This window comes from Algoriphagus sp. (assembly GCF_013373065.1).
Taxonomy (GTDB): domain Bacteria; phylum Bacteroidota; class Bacteroidia; order Cytophagales; family Cyclobacteriaceae; genus Algoriphagus.
In genome coordinates this window covers 132,190-152,835 of sequence record NZ_JABXIN010000011.1, presented here as the reverse complement: position 1 = coordinate 152,835, position 20,646 = coordinate 132,190, and the positions used below count along the sequence as shown (strand labels likewise).

Below are 20,646 nucleotides of genomic sequence, written 5' to 3'. Positions count from 1 at the left end.
AACAAGATATTTTCAGATATGAATTCTAAAATTTCACGGCTACTCCTATTAGTTCTCCTAATTTCAGGCTCCACAGCTTGTAGTAGTATTGAGGTCTTTAAAGAAAATTCAGAGATTCCAATTAGGCACTCCTACAACTCCTTTGTTTTAGTAAATAAAGAGGTAAACATGAGCGGATTTTCAGCTCAATTTTTAGATGCAAAAGTTCAAGACTTATTACTGCAGGCACTAGAAGCCGAGGGGTTGGTTTATGACCGGATAAATCCTGATTTAGTCATTCGATATACTTCAAACGAAGATCCAAGGCAACGGGAGATTAATAGTTTTAACAATCCTTACCCATTTTGGGGTAGTCGAGTTTGGGATCCTTGGATGTATAATCCCTATTCCTTTTATGATAATCGACCACGAACTGATAACTATGAACTGGTCCAGGTCATTGTAGATTTTATTGATGCAAAAGAGGATAAATTTTTAATGACACTAACAGGAGTCACAGAAGTAAATAGTCCTCAGAGCAAGGAAAAAAAAGTCCTAAAAACCACCAATAAGGTTATTGAACGATTTCTACAAGAGAGCCGAGAAGAAGTAGTTGAAAAAAGGTAAGTAACTGAAGATTTTACGAAAATCTAATTTCCAAACCCTTCCCCTACCACTCCTGAATTTCCTCTTAAATTAGAAAGTCTTTGGATTTATAAAAAGACAACATGTAGTTTCAAAAGAACTATTATTCGGTCTTTTTGTCTAAATCCTTCCCATTTCATTGAAAAATATGGGTTTACTTCCAGTTTTAAAGGAGAATCAAAAACTTATTTGGCAAATTATTTGTAAGGATACAAAAGAGTAGTACTTTTGTATAAGCTTAATTGTATTTCAATCGCAAATATTTGCATTTAATGCTAACCATTGTTCTCATAGATGATGACCCAATCAGCACTTTTGTGACTGAAAAACTTATCTCCAAAAATGTGAAGGAGCCTTGTAAGTTTTTCAAGTATCAAAGTGCCAAAAAAGCATTAAATGAAATTTATGATATCAAGCCAAACTACCTCTTTTTAGATCTTAACATGCCTGAAATGACGGGATGGGATTTTTTAGACAATTTTGACACGGAGAAAAATGAAGCCGAAATTTATATCCTCAGCAGTTCGGTCGATGAACGTGATATAAATAAGGCCAGCCATTATCAGGTAGTAAAGGATTATCTTTCTAAACCACTGATAAAAAAATACATTCAAAGCATTTTCAGTTGACCCAGAGAAGGGTCATTTTTTTTGCATTAACAACTTGGTTAAATTTTCGTTTTAAAGAAAAAACTTGACCATGAAACCAATACATCCTGAACTTATTGTCGCAATCGAAAGAACAGCCAAGCGATTAAAAGAAGGGGCTGCATATCAATGGGGCCACATGGGAGCATGTAATTGTGGGAATTTAGCCCAAGAATTAACCCCATTTACTAAAGCTGAAATTCATCGTTTTGCTATGGAACGATCTGGCGATTGGAATGATCAGATTTTAGAATTTTGTCCAAGTAGTGGATATCCAATTGATTTGATAATAGAGCGCATGCTTTCTTATGGTTTGACTCTTGATGATTTGGGACATTTAGAACGTCTTTCCTCTCCAGAAGTATTATCAAACATGCCGCAGGAAAGAAGAAATGGATTATCGCAGAATAAAAAAGAAGACGTGATTTTTTACCTTGAAACCTGGGCTAAGGTGCTCAGAGAGAGATGGGAAAAACAACAGCCAGCACTAAATATTGAAGAGGAGAAAAAAAATATAATTTCAGTGTATTGAGTGAATTGAATTTTTAATTTAATTCGCACCATATCAACCTAAACCAAATTAGCTATGGAAGATTTCGAAGATGACTTTGACGAAATGGACGACTTCGATACCGAGAACGATTTCGACACTGAATTTGAAGATGAGTATGATCTAGAAGAAGACTCCGAATTTATTGATGACAATATTCTAGACTTCGACGAAGACGACGATGAGGATCTAGAAGACGATTTTGAGGACGACTTTTAAAAAAATCAAAGCCTAAACCCGAATGTTGTGAATATCAACCTTTGGTTTTATCTTCGGGCATTGAAAATTTAATAATTCAAACTCATGATCTTGCTTGATATCTTCAGTTCCCCTATTGCTTCTGGTGCACAACTATTCTTATTGATTGTGGTTATTTTGATTGGACTTGGCGCAGGTCTATCAGCAATGGATGCGAGAAAAACATTCTCAAAAGGAAAAAAGAATCATTAAAAATATAAAGGAGGCTCGCCTCCTTTTTTTTTGCCATGGAACAAACACAGAACTTCAAGAATCATACAAGGTACTTTCCCTTTCACCATTTTATTTTGACCCCGCTTACCTTAGTCTACTTCATTTGGACTATCGTAGATTTGGATTTTTCTTCGGGTTCAGCCACTTCAGAAAGTATAAAGTCTCTGATTTTAGCCTTCATTATTGTTTGCCTTCCACTATTAGCGCGTATTTACGCACTTAAAAATCAAAATCGGATCATCTTTGCCGAGATGCGGGCTCGATATGCTGAGCTCAGAGGAAGGTCTTTTTCGGAAGTGGAATCCAAGCTTTCTGGTGGACAAATTATTGCTCTAAGGTTTGCATCTGACGAGGAGCTAATTCCCTTAGTAGAAGAAAGTATTTCTAATAATTTATCCAGCAAGGAAATTAAAATGAAGATCAAAAACTGGAGAGGAGATTATCGAAGAGTTTAAATTTCAATCTCTTTTTCTATTGTTTCAATAAATTTCTTTTTAGCAATTTTTTTGAAATCAGGTTGAGAAAAATCCAGGTCAGGCAACCTTATAACTTTCTGGAAATCAAATTTTTCAGCCTCTTTTCCAGAAGTTATAATAAATACTGATTTGGAATATTTTTGGGCTAGTTTGAGCAATTCAAAACATCCTTTTCCAGAAAGCGATTGTCCATCAAACCTCCCCTCACCAGTAATAATGAGATCAGCTTCTGCTACAGATTCTTCCATATCTACCTGTTCGAAGAAAAATCTTGCGCCATAATTTATTTGAGCCGGAAAAAACGAGCTGATTCCTAAAGCAATCCCTCCTGCCGCTCCAAAACCGGGATTATCCAGAAATGTCCTTTTGCTTTTCGAATAAATTAAATCGACAGCATTTTTAGCATTCCTTTCAAATTCATTCACATTTTGAATATCTAGGCCTTTTTGAGGACCAAAAACCGGGATGGCGCCATCCTCTCCAAAAAATCGATTATCTACATCACATAAAAAATCAAAAGTCAAAGAAGGGATTTTTGGGCTACGCTGAATATGAGCAATAGAACTCAGCAAACGGTCTGAAAAAGGAATGATTTCTTTTCCCATCCGATCCAAAAACACAAATCCTAATCCTTGAAGAATCCCTAAACCTAAATCAATGCTGGCGCTCCCTCCTAATCCAAGAATAACTCGATTGATTCCAAATTTCAAGGCATCATTTATCAGAAGTCCAGTCCCATAGGTAGAGGCAACATGTGGGTTTAGTTCTTCCTTTTTCAATACTGCTATCCCACTGGCAGAGGATACATCTAAATAAATGGTAGAAGAATCCTTATCTAGTCCATAATAAGCATATATAGGCCTTCCCAGCGCATCTAAAGACCAACATCCAACTTGTTGAAGCCCCAAATGATCAGTTAACAGCTGACAGGTACCGTCCCCTCCATCCCCGATAGGAATCGATTGAAGAATTGCCTCTGGATATCGATCTCTAAAAAAATCTGAAAGAATCTGCGTTGCTTCGAATGCAGAAAGAGTCCCTTTAAACGCATTTGGAGCAAGGAGAATTTTCATTTTTTCATTTCCATTCTATGAAAATAGTCTTTGTAGGCCGCCTTAACTCTTGGGGCCAAATAGATGGTAGAAATCATGGTTGGAATCGCCATGACCGCATACATCCCATCAACCAGACTTACAACCACCTCTAAAGAAGCAACAGCACCTGCTACAATGGTGATCAAGTAGAAATAATTGTAATAATCAGCTCTTTTTGCTCCAAATAAGTAATTGAAACATTTATGTCCATAATAGGAGTAGGTAAACATAGTAGACAAAGCAAAAATCAAAACAGCTGTCATTAAGAGGTATTTACCAATTCCAGGCAAGGCCGACTCAAAAGCATTTAGAGTCAATCGAACTCCATCGGCTTCGGTTGATTGCCATACACCTGTTACCATAATCACCAAGGCAGTAAGTGTACAAACCACAATAGTGTCAATAAACGGTCCAAGCATCGCAATCAAACCTTCCCGGATAGGTTCTCGGTTTTTAGAAGCACCATGAACCATAGGAGCTGTACCAATTCCTGCTTCATTTGAAAAAGCTGCCCGTCTTGCACCTGTGATAATGACTGCACCTACAATTCCACCTGCCGCTGCTTTTCCTGTAAAAGCATCAGAAATTATTAGCCAAAGCATTTCAGGTACTACTGTAAAATTCTTTCCAACAATAATTAGAACTGTAATGAAATATAAGACCACCATAAAAGGAACCAATTTGGAAGCTACAGCTGCAATTCGTTTAATCCCCCCTAAAATGACAAAAGCCACTAATACCATCATGGTAATTCCAATAATCCATCGAACAGTTTCAGTGGATTCTATCCCGACAGGTTCCAACATGACAGCCCGAAATACTGCCGACAATTGATTGGCTTGAAAAATGGCTAAAAGTCCCAGTACCCCAGCAACAGAAAATATAATTGATAAGAACTTATACTTTTTCCCCATCCCCTCTTCAATTACATACATAGGACCACCTTGCACTACACCTGCTGAATCCGTTCCACGAAACATAATTGCCAAGCTACAACTGTAATATTTAGTAGCCATTCCCACGAAGGCGGACATCCACATCCAAAAAATCGCACCCGGGCCTCCCATATTTATCGCAATTGCAACACCACTAATATTTCCTAAACCAACGGTAGCAGCAATTGCGGCCGATAAAGCTTGAAAAGAAGTGATTTGTCCAGGAGCTAAATCATCATCGTATTTTCCGCGAAGAAGACCAATGGCATGACCTATTTTTCGAAATGGAACGAATCCCGAATGAATCAACAATATCATCCCTCCTCCCATCAATAAAATCAGCATCGGCATGCCCCAAATCCAATTCGCAAACGATATGATAATTTCTCCCATAAACTTCCTAATCTTCTTTAATTATAAATTCAAAATAAGCTTCCATAATAGCCCCAAAATATCCAAAAACCAATTTTTTAAAGGGTATTTAGAAATAAAAAACCCGGAACTCATTTCCGGGTTTTATTTGAAAAATTTGATTACCAATTAACTTTTGGCGATCGGTAGAATTCTATTCCCTGAGCTTCCCAATCTTTTCCAAGCTCCTTGATTCGAGCTTGAAAATCTGTCCAATCTCTTGTATTAGCTGGAGCCCAGGCAACTTCTGCTATCGCCGCTAACCTTGGGAAAACCAGATATTCAATATCAGCACGGTTTTCTACAGTCTCAGTCCAAAGAGGAGCCTCAATACCGAAAATATCTTCCTTGGAAATTCCTGAAGCATATTGTGCTGGATCCCACAGATAAGCGGAATCCAATTCTATATAGGCAGCCCAATGGAGACCAATTCTACTGGTAGAATCATACTGCATGTCCAAATAAGCTTTTTTCGCCGGAGACATTAAAATTCTATTTCCTTGCTCCACAGCTAAGCCAGCATTTTCTTCATCCGCCCAGAATTGAGCAATATTTCCTGATAGCAACTTGGCTGTAGCAATCTCATCCCAACCAATACTAGTCTTTCCATACTTTTGAACAATTTCCTGAACCTTCTCAACAAAGACCACATAATCGTCTTTTCGGGTTACATGGGATTCATCCCCACCAATATGAATGTAGTCGCCCGGAGTAATTGCTGAAAGTTCACGCACCACATCATCGATAAACTGATAGGTTAAGTCCAAATCCGTGTCAAATGTGCTAAACCCAACTTCTGTACCCGTGTACAATTCAGCTGGTTCTCGAATAATCAAATTAGAAGAAAAGTCTATTTCAGAACCATGAACTGGCTTATTAACCGTACTCAAATCACCATCTGGTAAATTAATACCAGGATTTAATTCGCCATAAGAAGCCAAAGCTGCATTGGTATGACCGGGCATGTCGATTTCTGGAACAATCGTAATAAAGCGTTCTGCTGCATATCTAATAATCTCTTGATAATCCTCTTGGGTAAAGAATCCACTTTCACCTCCCCCAACTTCTGTGCTTCCACCAATCTCCGTGAGCTTAGGCCAGGATTTGATTTCAATTCTCCATCCTTGATCATCGGTCAAATGAAGATGAAAATAATTCAACTTTAGGTGGGCCATTTGGTCGATAAAGTGTTTCACATCTTCCATTCCAATGAAGTGTCTCGCAACATCAAGCATCGCTCCTCTGTATTCATATTCAGGAGCATCTTCGATCGTACCTGTTGGAGCTAACCATTTGACAGCTTGCTTTTCACTTGAGAATAACTCGGGCGGAAAAGATTGTAAAAATGTCTGAACACCATAAAAAACACCGGCAGGTGAATTCCCCTGAATTTTCACCTGATCTTGTTGAATTTCAAGTCGGTATGATTCATCTGATAAATCATTGCCTGTAAGTTCAAGGATAATGTTGCCTGATTCACTTTGTTGGAGATCAAAACCTGTGGAAGGGCGAATTTGATCGGCCAAATAAGTGGCAACAGAAGAAAGACTAGAAGCATCTCCTACCAATTGGATTGCAGCAGAACCTGTCAACTCAAATGCGCCTCGGGATGAATTTATTTGGCTTGGGACAGGAATTAATCCCCGTTCCTCAAATGAGGGACCAGAGGACTGACAAGCATAGAATATAGAGATAAACAGGAGGGTGATGATTAAATTGTGCTTTTTCATAATTATAATGGAAATGACCCTAAACTTACTTTAATTTTTTTGTAAATGCTTAGCTCTTTGCTGAATTTCTTACCTAATTACAGATGTAAAAGGATATCTACTAAAATCTTAAAAATGAATATCCATTCATCCTAATCATTTGGTATTTAATCCCAAAATCAAAAGATTTATTTATTGATTTTGAATAGTTTAGAATACTTTAAATCGAAGAAGTCAGATATGAAACAAAACCCAAACAAACCAGAAAATTCAAGAAGAAATTTTATCAAAGGGTCTGCTTTGGCCTTAACTGGATTTTATATAGTCCCCAGGCATGTCCTTGGAGGCCAAGGGTATATTGCTCCAAGTGATAAACTGCGAGTTGCAGGCATTGGAGTTGGGGGTATGGGTTACAATGATGTAAGTGGAGTTTATAGAAGCGGAAAAGCTGATTTCGTTGCACTTTGTGATGTAGATGACACCCGAGCAAAACGGAGTCGAGAAGAGCATCCAAAGGCTGCCTATTATAAGGACTTCCGAATAATGTTAGAAAAGGAGGCCGATAATATAGATGCTGTTACCGTTTCGACACCAGATCATATGCATGCTGTGCAGGCGATGATGGCCATGAAAATGGGTAAGCATGTTTATGTTCAAAAACCACTTTCCCATGATATTTATGAGGCCCGCATGCTAACCGAAGCTGCTGAAAAGTATAAAATCGTCTCACAAATGGGGAACCAAGGCTCTTCGGGGGACGGCGTTCGAAAGATGGTTGAATGGTATAATGCAGGCCTTATTGGTGAAGCAACAAAAGTATATTCTTGGACAAACCGGCCTGTTTGGCCCCAAGGAATTCCATGGCCTTCAGAGCCACAAACTCCTCCTTCAGATTTAGATTGGGACCTTTGGTTGGGAACTGCCCCTTATCGAGATTACGTGGGCAACCTAGTTCCATTCAACTGGAGAGGATGGTGGGATTACGGAACCGGTGCATTGGGTGATATGGCCTGTCATATCATGGAGCCACCATTCCGGGTTTTAGGCCTTGGTTATCCCAAGTCGGCTGAGTGTTCTGTTGGCTCTGTGTATGTCGGAGAATTTCAAAGAGGATATTTTCCGGATAGTTGTCCCCCATCTTCTCACATCACGCTACGATTTGATATGCCAGGTGGCAAAGAATTGGAATTCCATTGGATGGATGGAGGAATTCAGCCTACAAGACCAGAAGAATTGGAACCTAATGAAGTAATGGGAGATGGTGGAAATGGCGTTATTATCGAAGGAACCGCTGGCAAAATGATGTGTTCCACTTATGGTATAAACCCAAAACTATTGCCTACCTCTAAAAACCAATACATTCAAGTTCCGGAGACAGAATACCGAGTACCAGGAGGGGATAGAGGCCATTACAATAACTGGGTGGAAGCTTGTATTGCCGGATATGGTTCCGAAGAATATAAGCGTCTAAGCTCTCCATTTAGTGTAGCAGGTCCTTTGACAGAATCTGTCCTCATGGGTAATTTAGCAATCAGAAGTTATGATTACCGAGTTCCAAGAGAGGGCGGAAATCAAAACCAATTTGATTATCCTGGTCGAGGAATAAAACTTGTTTGGGATGGTCCAAACATGAAGATTACGAATTTCGAACCAGCCAATCAATTTGTAAAAAGGACCTATCGAGAAGGTTATAGCCTGTAGGAAAAAAAGCCCGAATACGGGCTTTTTTAATTTTCAACAGTGATTTCTACTCTTCTATTTTTACTTCTTCCAGTCTCCGTAGCATTGGATGCAATCGGTCGTGTCCCACCCCAACCAGCGATACGAAGACGCTCAAATGCTACTCCTTTTTCAACCAAATAATCCCGAACTGCTCCCGCACGATCGAGAGATAAGGCTTTGTTAAGACCTGGATCTCCTGCGTTATCCGTATGTCCGCTGACTCGGATAATTACTTCTGGATTATCATTTAAAAATCCTGCTAGTTGATCCAAAAAAGCCTTGGTAGAATCATCTTCTAATTCAGCCGTACCACGTTTAAAATTAACCTGATCTAATAGCAAACTATTTCCAGCTTCAGCCCGAGTCATTAAAACAACGTTTGGCTCATTGGTTCTTACAGTACTTAGAGAAATAGTCACTGGAAAAAATTGAGGGGCTTCAAATCGAAGGAAATTGGTTGATCCTTGAAGCTCAGAAAGTCTTAAATTTTTTGAGTCTAATGGTTCCCCTAAATTGGAATCTCCTAGAAATACCTCAAATTCTTCAACCCTAGTTTTATTTTTTTGATCAATGACCAACCAGCGAAGGGGCTCCTCTTTAATTTCCACTTCTTTTTCTTCCCATTTAACTTCAGGAATTCCAACGGAACTGGAAGGGAAAATTGGTTTCAATTCAGACACCTTTGCTGAGGCGTTACTTTGCTCAGATTGAACTACTGCTACGATAGTGGGGCTATTGAAATCAGTTGGAATTTCTAATGGGACGGGACTTTTAAAAGTCACAAGGTCAGCAAACCCATCACTATTCTGAGTAGTAGTCCATACAATTTCCTGATCCGAAACAAAGGTTACTGAACTTTCAGAGCCGGGACTATTTAATTGAATCCATTTTTTTGGTGCACTCCATTGATCAAATGAATCTGACATTCGCTTTGCAACAAAAATATCCTTCCCTTCTGCGCCAATTTGCATATTAGAAGAGAAATACAACAAATCAGTTTCTGGGTCAAAAAATGGACTAATCTCTTGTCCTGGAGTATTGATGACATTTCCCAAATTGGAGAGTTGAGACCACTGAATAGGACCAATTTTTTCACTCACATAGATATCCTCATTTCCTCTGCTATCCGAATTTTTACCAGAAAGAAAAATATACTTCCCTCCTTTTGTAACTCTTCCAGTTACATTTCCTTCCAACTCAAAAATTCCTTCAATAGAAACTTGACGCAAAAAATTCCATTCACTTCCAAACTTGGAATACTGAAAAACACCTGTTTTATCTTGACCTCGATGATACACCAATAAGGTTAGTAAATCCTCCAAGCCTAAAGCCACATCATAACCATCTGTACTTAGGTCGGGTCGGTGAATCGCATCTGACCAATTCCCATCTGAATCTTTTTTGGTCATCCAAATGTCTCCAGGATCAGTAATTCCGCCTACATTTTGAAAATGGTTGGCTCTTGTGAACAAAAGAACTCCATCCCCAATCCAAACGGGATTTTGGTCATCTTGAGCACTATTCGCACCGGATAGGTTTTGAATTTCCTGTGCTTTTACGCCTACTGAAATAAAAAAAGCAAGCAGAGAAATTCTGCCTGCCTGAAGTATATACGATTTAATTTTTCTCATTTTATTGATCCAAAACTATGGCAAACACCAGAGGAGCTACGATCGTGGCATCTGATTCAATAATGAATTTCGGTGTTTCTAGGCCAAGCTTACCCCAAGTGATTTTTTCATTTGGAACTGCACCGGAATAAGAACCATAAGAGGTAGTTGAATCCGAAATCTGGCAGAAATATCCCCAAAGTGGAACATTATCTCTCTGCAAATCCTGATGAAGCATTGGAACCACACAAATCGGGAAATCACCAGCAATACCACCTCCAATTTGAAAGAATCCTACTTTACTTTCTTCGGTAGCATTATTGGTGTACCAATCTGCCAAGAACATCATGTATTCAATTCCTGAACGAACAGTGTGCACATTTTTCACATCTCCTGCTATAACATGTCCTGCAAACATATTGCCAAGCGTAGAGTCTTCCCATCCCGGAACGATGATTGGAAGATTTTTTTTGGCTGCTTCCAAGAGCCAGGAGTTTTTAGGATCAATTTGGAATGAATCATCCAATTTTCCAGACAATAGAATCTTGTAGAAAAACTCATGCGGAAAATAAGCTTCACCTGCTTGGTCTGCTTTTACCCACTCTTCCAAAATGACATCCTCAATTCTTCTCATAGCCTCCATCTCAGGAATACAAGTATCTGTCACCCGATTCATGTGTCGGTCTAAGAGATCTTGTTCCTCCTCCGGAGATAAATCACGGTAGTTAGGAATGCGCTCATAATAATCATGCGCCACCAAGTTGAATACATCTTCTTCCAAGTTAGCCCCGGTACAAGTGATTATTTGAACTTTATCTTGGCGAATCATTTCAGCCAAAGAAATACCCAATTCAGCTGTGGACATGGCACCCGCCAAGGTAATCATCATCTTCCCCCCTTCATCCAAATGTTTTTTATAAGCATCAGCTGCATCAATCAAAGCTGCCGCATTGAAGTGTCGGTAATGATGTTTCAAAAATTCCGTGATCTTCATGATTTCTGTTTTTTTAAATTCAGGCCAAAAATACCTAAAATAAGGCATAAAAAAACCCGGATTTACCGGGTTTATATTTGGTTTATGTTGATTATTTCGCCGGCTCTGATGAAGCCGCGTATTCTTCATTCAATCCAGCTACTACTTCTTCAGTCAAATCTAGAGCTCCTTTACCATACCAAACAGCTCCTCCTCGAGTATAGCTCAGGATCAAATCCAATCCTTCTTCTTCAGCATACTTCTTTAAATAAGCTTGAACTTTATCATAAACTTCACTATATAGATTTGACTCATCAGAAGCCAGTTCCTGCATTAAGTTGTCTCGATAGGTCATCAAGTTTTGTTCCTTCTTCAAAAGCTCCTCTTGTTTTGCCCGTTGTTGATTAGGAGTCATGTTACCACCAGTTTGCTGGAAATTGGAAACTTCCTGCTCAAATCCGCGAGCTCTACTCTGAAGATCACCTTCAAATTTCTTTCCCTTTTCGGTCAATTCCTCCGACTTAGCCTTAAAGTATTCATACTTACTGATAACGCTATCTGTGTAGACGTAAGCTACTTTTAAATCAGAAAATGAAGCATTGGATTCAGGCTGAGTAGGAGTCTCTGCAGTTTCAGAAGCTTTTGGCTGACAGGCAAAAGCAATCAACAGGATTCCAAAAGAAACAAAGATGGGTAATACTTTTTTCACGATAAATTCATTATGGTTGACAAGGGCGCAAATATAAAGAAAGAATTGATTTTCCAAGGTCGCTTTTGACTCTCCTTTCTTAAATTATCCAAATCAGAAAAATAACTCCTGAGCCAAGCGATAAACCTGGGCATGTGCTTCGATAATATGGCGGATTTGTGGACTATAGCCTCCTCCCATACAACACATAATGGGGATGTTGTTCTTTTTGGCAATAGACAACACCTTATAATCCCGTTTCTGAACTCCTTCTAGTGTCATTCCCAACCGGCCAAGTTTATCAGTTTTCAATACATCTACACCAGATTGGTATATTATAAAGTCAGGTTCAAAACTTTCAATCAATCGAGGAAAATGGGAGGACAATAATTTCAAGTAAGAGTCATCCTCTATCCCATCTGGCAGTTCAACATCAAGATCTGAACGCTCTTTTCGGTGAGGATAGTTTTTTTGTCCATGCATGCTAAATGTAAAAACCTCAGGTCTATTTCTAAAAATTGAAGCAGTCCCATTTCCCTGATGAACATCCAAATCCACAACCAAAACTTTTTGAGCTAAGCCCTGAGATAAGAGAAAATTTGAGGCCAGGGCAATATCATTGAGCAAACAAAAACCTTCACCCCGATCAGAAAACGCATGATGTGTTCCACCTGCTATATTCATGGCGATGCCATGGGTTAAAGCATAATTCGCTGCCTCAATCGATCCCCCAACAATTAAAACTTCTCTTTTTACCAATTCCTCACTAAGCGGAAAACCAGTTGCTCGTTCTTCCGAACGACTGAGTTGTAGGTTTTTTAATTTTTCCCAGTAGGCCAAATTATGAATTGCAATGATTTCTTCTTCAGGAAGTGGTTGGGGTTTAAAGAAGTTTGAGGAATGAACTGTGCCCTCATAAATGAGTTGCTCTGGTAGCAATTCATATTTTTCCATAGGAAAGCGATGTCCCTTTGGTAGCGGGTGTACATATTCGGGTGACCAAGCAATTTTAAGCATAAAAAAAACGCTTGTAAATTAACAAGCGTTAGCTAAAATTGTTAAAACCTTTATTTAGGCATCCTCTTCTTCAGATTGGAAAGAATAAAGTGTCTCGTCCAATTGAATGGTGTCATCATTAAACTCTACTATAAATTTTTTAATTACGGCATCGTCGATGTGCTCTACATTCAAAGCAGCATCCAAACCAATTCCGTAGTCATGATGCGTATCAATATCTAAAAACTCTTGAACTTTAACGGATTCTTCCTCCTCAATTTCCATTATCATTTCAGTAATAAACCAACCTATTTCCTCTTCTTCACTAGTTAGAGGTAACAAATTACCATTCTCATCCTCTTCGTAACGAATACCATTAAAATCCGAAAACTTTTTGGCAGCTTCATGCTCCGCCAGTTCGTAAACTTCACTGGCATGATGCAAACGCAACGTATACAGAGCAGCATCGTAAATTACTTCTCTACCTTCATACATTCCTATAAAATAGAAATTGACATATTCATCTGAATTCTCTGCTTCAGGGACTAGGTAATAAGTTTTACCAGAAGCTTCAAGTGAACTCCTGAGTTTGTTGACCTCTTTTGGGTCAAATCCTGGGTTTTCCAACGAATTCATTGCTGAGCGTTTTTGTATCAGACTAGTAATTTAACTTTCTACAACTAATAACAAAGAATTTTGAAAGTAAATCAACAATGAATAAAGATAAATTTGAAAACTTTGATCCAGAAAGCTTCGATAACCTACTAAAATCAAAAGAAGGAACGCAATTGGATCGAAAGCAAAAAATTACTTCCCGAGAAAAAATTGCCAAAACTATAGCGGCGATGGCTAATACAGAAGGAGGTGTATTGTTAGTAGGAATTTCGGATAAAGGAGAAATTACCGGCATTGACCCTGAGGAAGAACTGTATATGATCCAATCCGCAAATGAAACCTATTGCCATCCTCCTACTCAAATAAAATCCCGAACCATTCACTTCAGAGATTTTGACACAAACCAATTCCAACCCATCGATAAATACTTTCTGATTGTTTCGATCACTAAAAATCCAGGTACATTCTGGATTGGTAAAAGTGGAGAAAAAAAATATTTCGAAAGAAAGGGAGATCGGACGATTTCAATCAGTGGAACTTAAGCTATTGCCAAATAAAGAGTTGATAATACTTAGAACAACTGCAAAAAGAAGTGCCCACCAAAAACTGTCTACAACAAAGCCAGGAATAAAATAATCAGCGATCATTATCGTGAGTGCATTGATAACAAGTAAAAATAGCCCTAAAGTAAGTAGCGTTAAGGGAAGCGTGAAAATGATCATCAAAGGCTTTATTGTCATATTGATTAAAATTAATACAGCAGCTAAAAGAAATCCTGTCAACCAGCCATCAATGTGAACCCCTGATAAGAAAAACTCTGCAATCAAAACTGCAATGCCACCTAAAATTATTTTAATTAAAATCGAAGATCCTTTATTTTCTGTCGCCATGATGTTTACTTTTCTTTTTTTAATCTATTCAATTTCAATTTTTTTTTACCACTGTTCAAATTCCTTTCTCATTTTTCCATAGTGAACCTCTATATTTGTTGAAAACCAAATTATCAATTACGAGTGATTATTATTATTTTCTTTCTCCTACACTGGTATTTCTCTTTATTCTGCCAGAGTTTCTTTCTCCATCGCTATGCTGCCCATCAAATGTTCGTCATGAATAAATATTGGGAAAAATTCTTCTATTTTTTCACCTGGATTTGGCAAGGAAGCTCCTACCTTTCTCCAAGAGCTTATGCTATTCTACACAGAATGCATCATGCCTACAGTGACACACCAAAAGATCCCCATTCTCCTCATCATACTGAGAACCTTTTCACAATGATGTGGAAGACAAAAAACATCTACAATGATTACTTCTCATTTAGACTAAAACCTGAAGATCGTTTTTCAAAAGATATACCGGATTGGCAAGCTTTTGATCGATTCGCTGACAACATGGGGGTACGTGTTGCTTGGGGGCTTTTCTACGTACTTATTTACATCCTTTGTATTTCAGTATTTGAACTTCCTGGCACCCATTGGTGGATGTATTTCTTATTGCCCATTCATTTCTTAATGGGACCAGTTCATGGAGCTATCGTGAATTGGAGCGGTCATAAATATGGCTATGCAAATTTTGACAATAATGATAAATCTAAAAACAGCCTTTTGTTGGATGTTTTGATGCTTGGTGAACTTTTCCAAAACAATCATCATAAGCTACCAAATCGGCCAAATTTCGCTGTGAAATGGTATGAATTTGATCCAACCTATCCTATTGTAAAGCTTTTACATGCATCGGGGATTATTCGACTACGTACAACGTAAAAAATTTAAGAAGGAGCTTTTTCAAGCTCCTTTTTTATTTTACTGATTTTTAGATAGTTATTGTATTTGAACTAAAAAATACACCGATTTTTTGGATAATTCTTGGATTTATGGAACTAAACCAATAATTTTCAAACATCTTAAAACTTAACACACACCCATATGAAACCATTAACCAGAGCAGAAGAGGAAATCATGCAAATCCTCTGGGATATCGAGCGGGGATTCGTTAAAGATATTCTTGTCCCTATGCCAGAACCAAAGCCAGCTTACAATACCGTTTCGACTATCGTACGGATTTTGGAACGCAAAGGCTTTGTAAGTCACAAATCTTATGGCAAAAGCCACGAGTATTTTCCAATCGTTTCAAAAGATGAATACCGAACCTTCATCATCAAACGAATGCTTGAAGGATACTTCGATAGTTCATTTGCTAAAATGACTCAGTTCTTCAAGGAAGAAGAAACCTTGAACAATAAGAACTATCAATAAGTACGGACGTAATTTTGGGATAAGCACTAAAAAAGGCTGCTAGTTTTTACCAGCAGCCTTTTTCATTTTAAACGTTTTACTTATTTACGTCTTTGAGTAATTCTTCCACAGCTTTTTCCAATTGCTGATCGACGCCTTGATCGATTTTTCCTGGCATATTCTTAACCTCAAATTGAGGTCTTGTTTCGTTATTTTCTAACCACTCACCTGCTTTGTTTTTAGCGGAAATTGGAACAGCTCCCCAACGGACTCCGTTTGGTAATCCTTCCCATCCGGCAAACGAACAAGTACCAGGAGTTGGCATCCCTACTGTCTTACCAATATTCAAATCTGTATACCCACAAGCAAAACAATGTCCATCTGAATAATTTGCCTCATTAAACATTGCTAAAGTTGGTTTCGTCCATCTTGCAGTTGGTTCATAACCAACCTCTTTCGCTGTAGTTGCATAGGTCAAGAATCGCTCACCTGTAAAGAACATCGCCAAGTCTGCAACTAAATCTCCTCCTCCATTAAATCGAGTATCAACAATGACACCGTCTGTATCATGATATTTCCCCATCATTTCCTCATACACATTTCGATAAGGCCCATCACTCATGCCAGGAATATGAACGTATCCCAGCTTTCCATTACTTAATCGAGAAACTTCTTCTTGGTTCTTTTTCACCCATCGCTTGTATAACAAACTTCCTTCTTCCCGAAGGGAAATCGGTTTGATCGTGATTTGCTGCTGATTTTGACCCTGTGCATCGGTTACTTCCAATAAAGTGAATTTGTCTTCTTTTCTATTAAGAAGTTTTGCAAAGTCAACTGTTTCAGTAACAGGAATTCCATCGATTTTTTGGATAATCATACCTGCTTTGATGTTTAAATCAGCTTTATCCAAAGGCCCACCTGGAATGATTTCGGTAATTTTAATTCCATTTCCTTGATGATTATAATCCCAGAAAATCCCCAAAGCAGCTGTCTGATCAGGTAACGGAATACTTCTTGAATATCTAGCGCCGGAATGGGATACATTCAACTCACCGAGCATTTCAGAAAGCACTTCCGCGAATTCATAATTATTCCCAACATGCGGAATATATTTCTCATAATCAATTCGAGCCTTTTCCCAATTTACACCATGCATTTCAGGAGTGTAGAAAATCCCCTTGGTACGTTGCCATACATGGTCAAAAAGATGTGCCCATTCAGCTTGTCGATCGTAAGTCATTTCACCCCTTATCTTGATCGATTCACGCTTCATAGATTCAGGATTAATCTTACTGATCGATCCATTACTTAATAGGAAAAGACTTTTTTGGTCTTTATCCCAAGCCAAGCTTCCAAAACTTGCATCTAAAGAAATCTCCTTTTTGGTTTCTTTAGTTCGAAGGTTAGTTGACCAGAGATCGTAACCTTTTTCAAAACGAGAAAGGTAAAATAACTTTTCTCCATCTTTGCTCAGAACAGCATCACCAAGCATGCTGCTGTGAATAGTCAGACGAGCTTTTCGGTCCTCAATTCCATCCCAATCAAATGTTAATGCCGCTACAGCCTTTTCCTCTTTTGATTCGGATTTTTCAGAATCTTTCTCATCTTCTTTTGACTTTTGAAGCTCTTTCCAGAGTTTGTAGTCATCTTCATCCAAATTAAAGAGATCCCAAGCCTCTTTGTCAAAAAACAAGGTATAAACATCACGTTCACTTCGTCCAGAAGTTGCATAACTCCGGAGACCGTCTCGGTTTGAAAACCACATCATTTGTTTTCCTTTATTTACCCAAATAGCCTGACCGTCGTCATACCCGTTTTTGGTTAAATTTCGGAATGGCTCCTTCCCAGATGCATCCAGAAGAACAACTTCTCCATTAACCATCGTCGGATTGTAGGTTGCCAATAACCACTTACTATCTGGACTCCAGGTAAAATACTGGTCTCCATCACGCATATGAAACAATTCATCTGGAGAAAGAAGCGTTACTTTTTCCTTTGTATCCAAATCCAAAACAACAATAGATCTTCGGTTTTCTACATATGCTAGTTTTTTTCCATCAGGAGAAAGTTTTGGTAGGTAGACATCCACATCCAATTCCAACATAGGACTTTCCTTAATTAAGGTAGAAGCGAAAAAGAATTTCTCTTCCTCCCGTTCCCTCTCCGCCTTGAAAATCTGCCATCTTCCATCTCGTTCACTGGAATAAAGAATGTATTTGCCATCTGGAGAAAACTCGACAAACCGTTCCTGTTCTGGAGTTTCTGTAATTCTCTTAGTAAGACTTCCATCCACAGATGTAACAAACACCTCTCCTCTTGCGATAAATGCAATTTCTTTCCCATCCGGAGAAAGACTCATTTCACTGACACCTCCATTGATAGAAATAAAATTGTCAGGATTTGAAATAGCCTGGGTTAAAAGATTCACAGATACTTTTTGAGGTGCTTCACCATCTCTTAGTGTATACAATTCCCCATCATAGCTGAAACTCATCAAGCCATCCTCGGAGGCAGATAAAAATCTGATCGGGAAATTTTCAAATTGCGTCAAGGATCTGACCTGAGAAGGATTTTCCAATGGCATAGCAAATACGTTGAAACTCCCATTCTGCTCGCTTAGGTAATAAATTTCAGATTCATCCGGTGAAAAAACAGGGTTACGATCTTCACCATAAAAAGTGGACAACATTTGATGTGAATTGGTAGCTGCATCATAGAGCCATATATCCCTTGCGATTCCTGATTCATGATGTTTTCTCCATTCGTTCTCCCCTCCTTTTTTGTCATGGTATATCATTTTGGATCCATCTGAACTGCTTTGAACATATTCGGCAGGAATGGTCCATATTTGATCAACCCGACCACCATTTACCGGAACTTTATACAATTCAGGCTGGGATCCGGTTGGGTATTGACGATGAGCAGCAATGTCCATTCGTTGCGCACCAAAAATCACATGAGCTCCATCCGCAGAAAAGTCATAAGGCATTTCATCATTGGAATGGAAGGTCAAACGCTCAGCAGGACCACCGGCGGCATCCATAATAAAAATGTCAAAATTACCATATCGATCTGAAGCAAAGGCAATCTTTTGACCATCATTACTCCAAATGGCCTTGAAATCATGGCCTTCATGAAAGGTCAACTGTTTGGCTTCTCCACCGCCACTGGGAACAGTAAACAGATCTCCTCTATACGTAAAGACAATCTGACTACCATCTGGTGAAATTGCTGGGTACCTAATCCACTGCGGGTTTATTTGACCAAAAACTAATTGGCTAAGCAATACCGAAAGAACTCCTAAAAGGCTGATTTTTTTCATTTCTTATTATCTGTAAAATGCGGACCCAAAGTAAGAAAAAACCAAATTCTTAACCAGCAATCTTATTTTATAGATAAGAATTCAATTTAAGATGGTAAAGCATCCTATTTTCTTTCCATCCCTAAAACAAGCATCCTATATTTGCAGGCTAAATACCAAAAGGCAAAAATGAATTCATTTATAGAAGAACTACGTTGGAGAGGAATGCTCCAAGACATGACTCCTGAAATTGATGATCACCTTAATAAAGGCATGGCTGCTGCATATTTGGGATTTGATCCAACGGCAGACTCCTTGCATATCGGCCATTTGGTTGGGGTTATGACACTTTTGCATTTTCAACGAGCGGGACACAAACCTTATGCTTTGGTGGGTGGAGCGACAGGAATGATCGGAGACCCCTCTTTTAAATCTGCAGAGCGAAACCTCTTGGATAAAGCTACGCTAGACCATAACGTATCTTGTATTCAAAACCAACTTTCCAAATTCTTAGATTTTTCGACGGACTCATCCAATAAAGCCGAACTGGTCAATAATTACGATTGGATGTCCCAATTCTCATTCCTTGATTTTATTCGGGATGTAGGAAAGCATATTACCGTCAATTACATGATGGCGAAGGACAGTGTCAAACGAAGATTGGAAGAAGGTAGCGGTCTTTCCTTTACAGAGTTCTCCTATCAATTGATCCAAGGATATGACTTTTACCATCTTTGGAAAAATAAAAACTGTACCGTCCAATTGGGTGGTTCTGATCAGTGGGGAAACATCGTCACAGGTACCGAATTAATCCGAAGAATGGGTGGAGGTTCTGCCTATGCGTTGACCGTTCCTTTGATTACCAAAGCTGATGGAAGCAAATTCGGAAAAACAGAAAGTGGCTCCGTATGGTTGGATCCCGAAAAAACTTCTCCTTACGCCTTCTATCAATTCTGGCTAAACGTATCAGACGAAGACGCTTCTAAATATATCCGGATCTTCACAACCCTGGATCGAGAAACTATCGAAAACTTGGAAATGTCTCACCAAGAAGCTCCACATTTGCGGCTTTTGCAGCATGAAATTGCAAAACAGGTAACGACTATGGTTCACAGTGAAGCGGATTATTTGATAGCTCAAAAAGCTTCACAGATTCTCTTTGGAAAATCTTCTACAGAAGACTTGGCGACCCTGGACGAACGAACCTTCCTGCAAGTATTTGATGGAGTTCCACAGGTGAAAATTAACAAAACTCAATTCGAAGAAATTGAAACTGTCTTAGACCTATTTGGCGAAATGACTCAAGGAGTCATCTTTTCCTCTAAAGGAGAGGCTAGAAAGTTGATTCAAGGAGGTGGTCTAAGTATTAATAAGGAAAAACAAACGGATCCAAACGGAGCATTCACTTCCCAACTTTTACAAGGAAAATACCTTCTTGTTCAAAAAGGAAAGAAGAATTATTTCATCGTAGAGGTTACAGCTTAAAAAAGATTGAAATAATGGCCGGGATTTTTATTTCGGCCATTTTCTTAAAATTGACTGAGGGCTAATTCATTTTTTTGACCAAGGTTTAATATTTTCACAGAGCGA

General features: G+C 38.7%; 21 protein-coding genes. 11 read left to right on the top strand and 10 right to left on the bottom strand.

From position 1 onward, the window contains the following. Positions 1 to 18: 18 nt before the first annotated feature. The 6 genes from HWE15_RS07530 to HWE15_RS07505 all read left to right on the top strand — a co-directional run bounded on the left by HWE15_RS07530 (position 19) and on the right by HWE15_RS07505 (position 2,747). Positions 19 to 606, top strand: a complete 588-nt coding sequence (locus HWE15_RS07530; RefSeq protein ID WP_290506905.1) for a DUF4136 domain-containing protein — start codon at positions 19 to 21, stop codon at positions 604 to 606. Between the two features lie 290 nt (positions 607 to 896). Further along, positions 897 to 1,253 (top strand): response regulator, encoded by a 357-nt coding sequence (locus HWE15_RS07525; protein WP_290506904.1) that lies wholly within the window; start codon positions 897 to 899, stop codon positions 1,251 to 1,253. A 70-nt stretch (positions 1,254 to 1,323) separates the two neighbouring features. Next, positions 1,324 to 1,803 (top strand): hypothetical protein, encoded by a 480-nt coding sequence (locus HWE15_RS07520; RefSeq protein WP_290506903.1) that lies wholly within the window; start codon positions 1,324 to 1,326, stop codon positions 1,801 to 1,803. A gap of 54 nt (positions 1,804 to 1,857) precedes the next feature. Then, positions 1,858 to 2,040, top strand: coding sequence for a hypothetical protein (locus HWE15_RS07515; protein ID WP_290506902.1), 183 nt, complete (start codon positions 1,858 to 1,860; stop codon positions 2,038 to 2,040). 84 nt (positions 2,041 to 2,124) lie between these two features. Then, the gene (locus tag HWE15_RS07510; protein WP_202615334.1) at positions 2,125 to 2,271 is read left to right on the top strand and encodes a hypothetical protein; all 147 of its coding nucleotides are present in this window, start codon (positions 2,125 to 2,127) and stop codon (positions 2,269 to 2,271) included. A 35-nt stretch (positions 2,272 to 2,306) separates the two neighbouring features. Beyond that, entirely contained in the window at positions 2,307 to 2,747 is a 441-nt protein-coding gene (locus HWE15_RS07505; protein WP_290506901.1) for a DUF6526 family protein, read from the top strand. Here the strand turns inward: HWE15_RS07505 and HWE15_RS07500 are convergent. From HWE15_RS07500 to HWE15_RS07490, 3 genes are all read right to left on the bottom strand, one after another. Continuing rightward, positions 2,744 to 3,841 carry a glycerate kinase gene (locus HWE15_RS07500; protein ID WP_290506900.1) on the bottom strand — a complete coding sequence of 366 codons (1,098 nt, stop codon included), beginning with the start codon at positions 3,839 to 3,841 and terminating at the stop codon, positions 2,744 to 2,746. The genes HWE15_RS07505 and HWE15_RS07500 overlap by 4 nt on opposite strands. Beyond that, positions 3,838 to 5,190: a sodium:alanine symporter family protein gene (locus tag HWE15_RS07495; protein WP_290506899.1), complete on the bottom strand. Its 1,353-nt coding sequence runs from the start codon at positions 5,188 to 5,190 to the stop codon at positions 3,838 to 3,840. The genes HWE15_RS07500 and HWE15_RS07495 overlap by 4 nt, the downstream gene beginning before the upstream one ends. A 140-nt stretch (positions 5,191 to 5,330) precedes the next feature. Then, positions 5,331 to 6,938, bottom strand: a complete 1,608-nt coding sequence (locus HWE15_RS07490) for a beta-N-acetylhexosaminidase (RefSeq protein WP_290506898.1) — start codon at positions 6,936 to 6,938, stop codon at positions 5,331 to 5,333. Between the two features lie 219 nt (positions 6,939 to 7,157). On the opposite strand from HWE15_RS07490, the gene HWE15_RS07485 reads away from it, so the two are divergent. Then, the gene (locus HWE15_RS07485) at positions 7,158 to 8,618 is read left to right on the top strand and encodes a Gfo/Idh/MocA family oxidoreductase (RefSeq protein WP_290506897.1); all 1,461 of its coding nucleotides are present in this window, start codon (positions 7,158 to 7,160) and stop codon (positions 8,616 to 8,618) included. 26 nt (positions 8,619 to 8,644) lie between these two features. Here the strand turns inward: HWE15_RS07485 and HWE15_RS07480 are convergent, their stop codons facing one another. From HWE15_RS07480 to HWE15_RS07460, 5 genes are all read right to left on the bottom strand, one after another. Continuing rightward, positions 8,645 to 10,270 carry an OmpA family protein gene (locus tag HWE15_RS07480; protein ID WP_290506896.1) on the bottom strand — a complete coding sequence of 542 codons (1,626 nt, stop codon included), beginning with the start codon at positions 10,268 to 10,270 and terminating at the stop codon, positions 8,645 to 8,647. Between the two features lies 1 nt (position 10,271). Then, positions 10,272 to 11,243, bottom strand: coding sequence for a deoxyhypusine synthase family protein (locus HWE15_RS07475; RefSeq protein ID WP_290506895.1), 972 nt, complete (start codon positions 11,241 to 11,243; stop codon positions 10,272 to 10,274). Between the two features lie 91 nt (positions 11,244 to 11,334). Next, complete coding sequence (locus HWE15_RS07470) at positions 11,335 to 11,931, bottom strand: OmpH family outer membrane protein (RefSeq protein WP_290506894.1); 597 nt, start codon at positions 11,929 to 11,931, stop codon at positions 11,335 to 11,337. 93 nt (positions 11,932 to 12,024) lie between these two features. Beyond that, positions 12,025 to 12,927, bottom strand: coding sequence for a histone deacetylase (locus HWE15_RS07465; RefSeq protein WP_290506893.1), 903 nt, complete (start codon positions 12,925 to 12,927; stop codon positions 12,025 to 12,027). A 54-nt stretch (positions 12,928 to 12,981) separates the two neighbouring features. Next, the gene (locus HWE15_RS07460) at positions 12,982 to 13,542 is read right to left on the bottom strand and encodes a hypothetical protein (protein ID WP_290506892.1); all 561 of its coding nucleotides are present in this window, start codon (positions 13,540 to 13,542) and stop codon (positions 12,982 to 12,984) included. Positions 13,543 to 13,619: 77 nt separating this feature from the next. Here HWE15_RS07460 and HWE15_RS07455 point away from each other — a divergent pair, with 77 nt between their 5' ends. Beyond that, a complete protein-coding gene (locus tag HWE15_RS07455; protein WP_290506891.1) occupies positions 13,620 to 14,063 on the top strand; it encodes a helix-turn-helix domain-containing protein in 444 nt (147 codons plus the stop codon). Here the strand turns inward: HWE15_RS07455 and HWE15_RS07450 are convergent. Then, positions 14,046 to 14,411 (bottom strand): phage holin family protein, encoded by a 366-nt coding sequence (locus HWE15_RS07450; RefSeq protein WP_290506890.1) that lies wholly within the window; start codon positions 14,409 to 14,411, stop codon positions 14,046 to 14,048. The two genes, HWE15_RS07455 and HWE15_RS07450, sit on opposite strands and share 18 nt — an antisense overlap. Before the next feature lie 123 nt (positions 14,412 to 14,534). Here HWE15_RS07450 and HWE15_RS07445 point away from each other — a divergent pair, with 123 nt between their 5' ends. Further along, positions 14,535 to 15,284: an acyl-CoA desaturase gene (locus HWE15_RS07445; RefSeq protein ID WP_290506889.1), complete on the top strand. Its 750-nt coding sequence runs from the start codon at positions 14,535 to 14,537 to the stop codon at positions 15,282 to 15,284. A gap of 162 nt (positions 15,285 to 15,446) precedes the next feature. Beyond that, entirely contained in the window at positions 15,447 to 15,776 is a 330-nt protein-coding gene (locus tag HWE15_RS07440; protein ID WP_290506888.1) for a BlaI/MecI/CopY family transcriptional regulator, read from the top strand. A 76-nt stretch (positions 15,777 to 15,852) separates the two neighbouring features. Here HWE15_RS07440 and HWE15_RS07435 read toward each other — a convergent pair whose 3' ends face one another. Further along, complete coding sequence (locus HWE15_RS07435) at positions 15,853 to 19,077, bottom strand: S41 family peptidase (protein ID WP_290506887.1); 3,225 nt, start codon at positions 19,075 to 19,077, stop codon at positions 15,853 to 15,855. Between the two features lie 168 nt (positions 19,078 to 19,245). On the opposite strand from HWE15_RS07435, the gene tyrS reads away from it, so the two are divergent. Next, on the top strand, positions 19,246 to 20,541 hold the full coding sequence (gene tyrS, locus HWE15_RS07430) for a tyrosine--tRNA ligase (protein WP_290506886.1): 1,296 nt from the start codon (positions 19,246 to 19,248) through the stop codon (positions 20,539 to 20,541). Positions 20,542 to 20,646 lie beyond the last annotated feature (105 nt).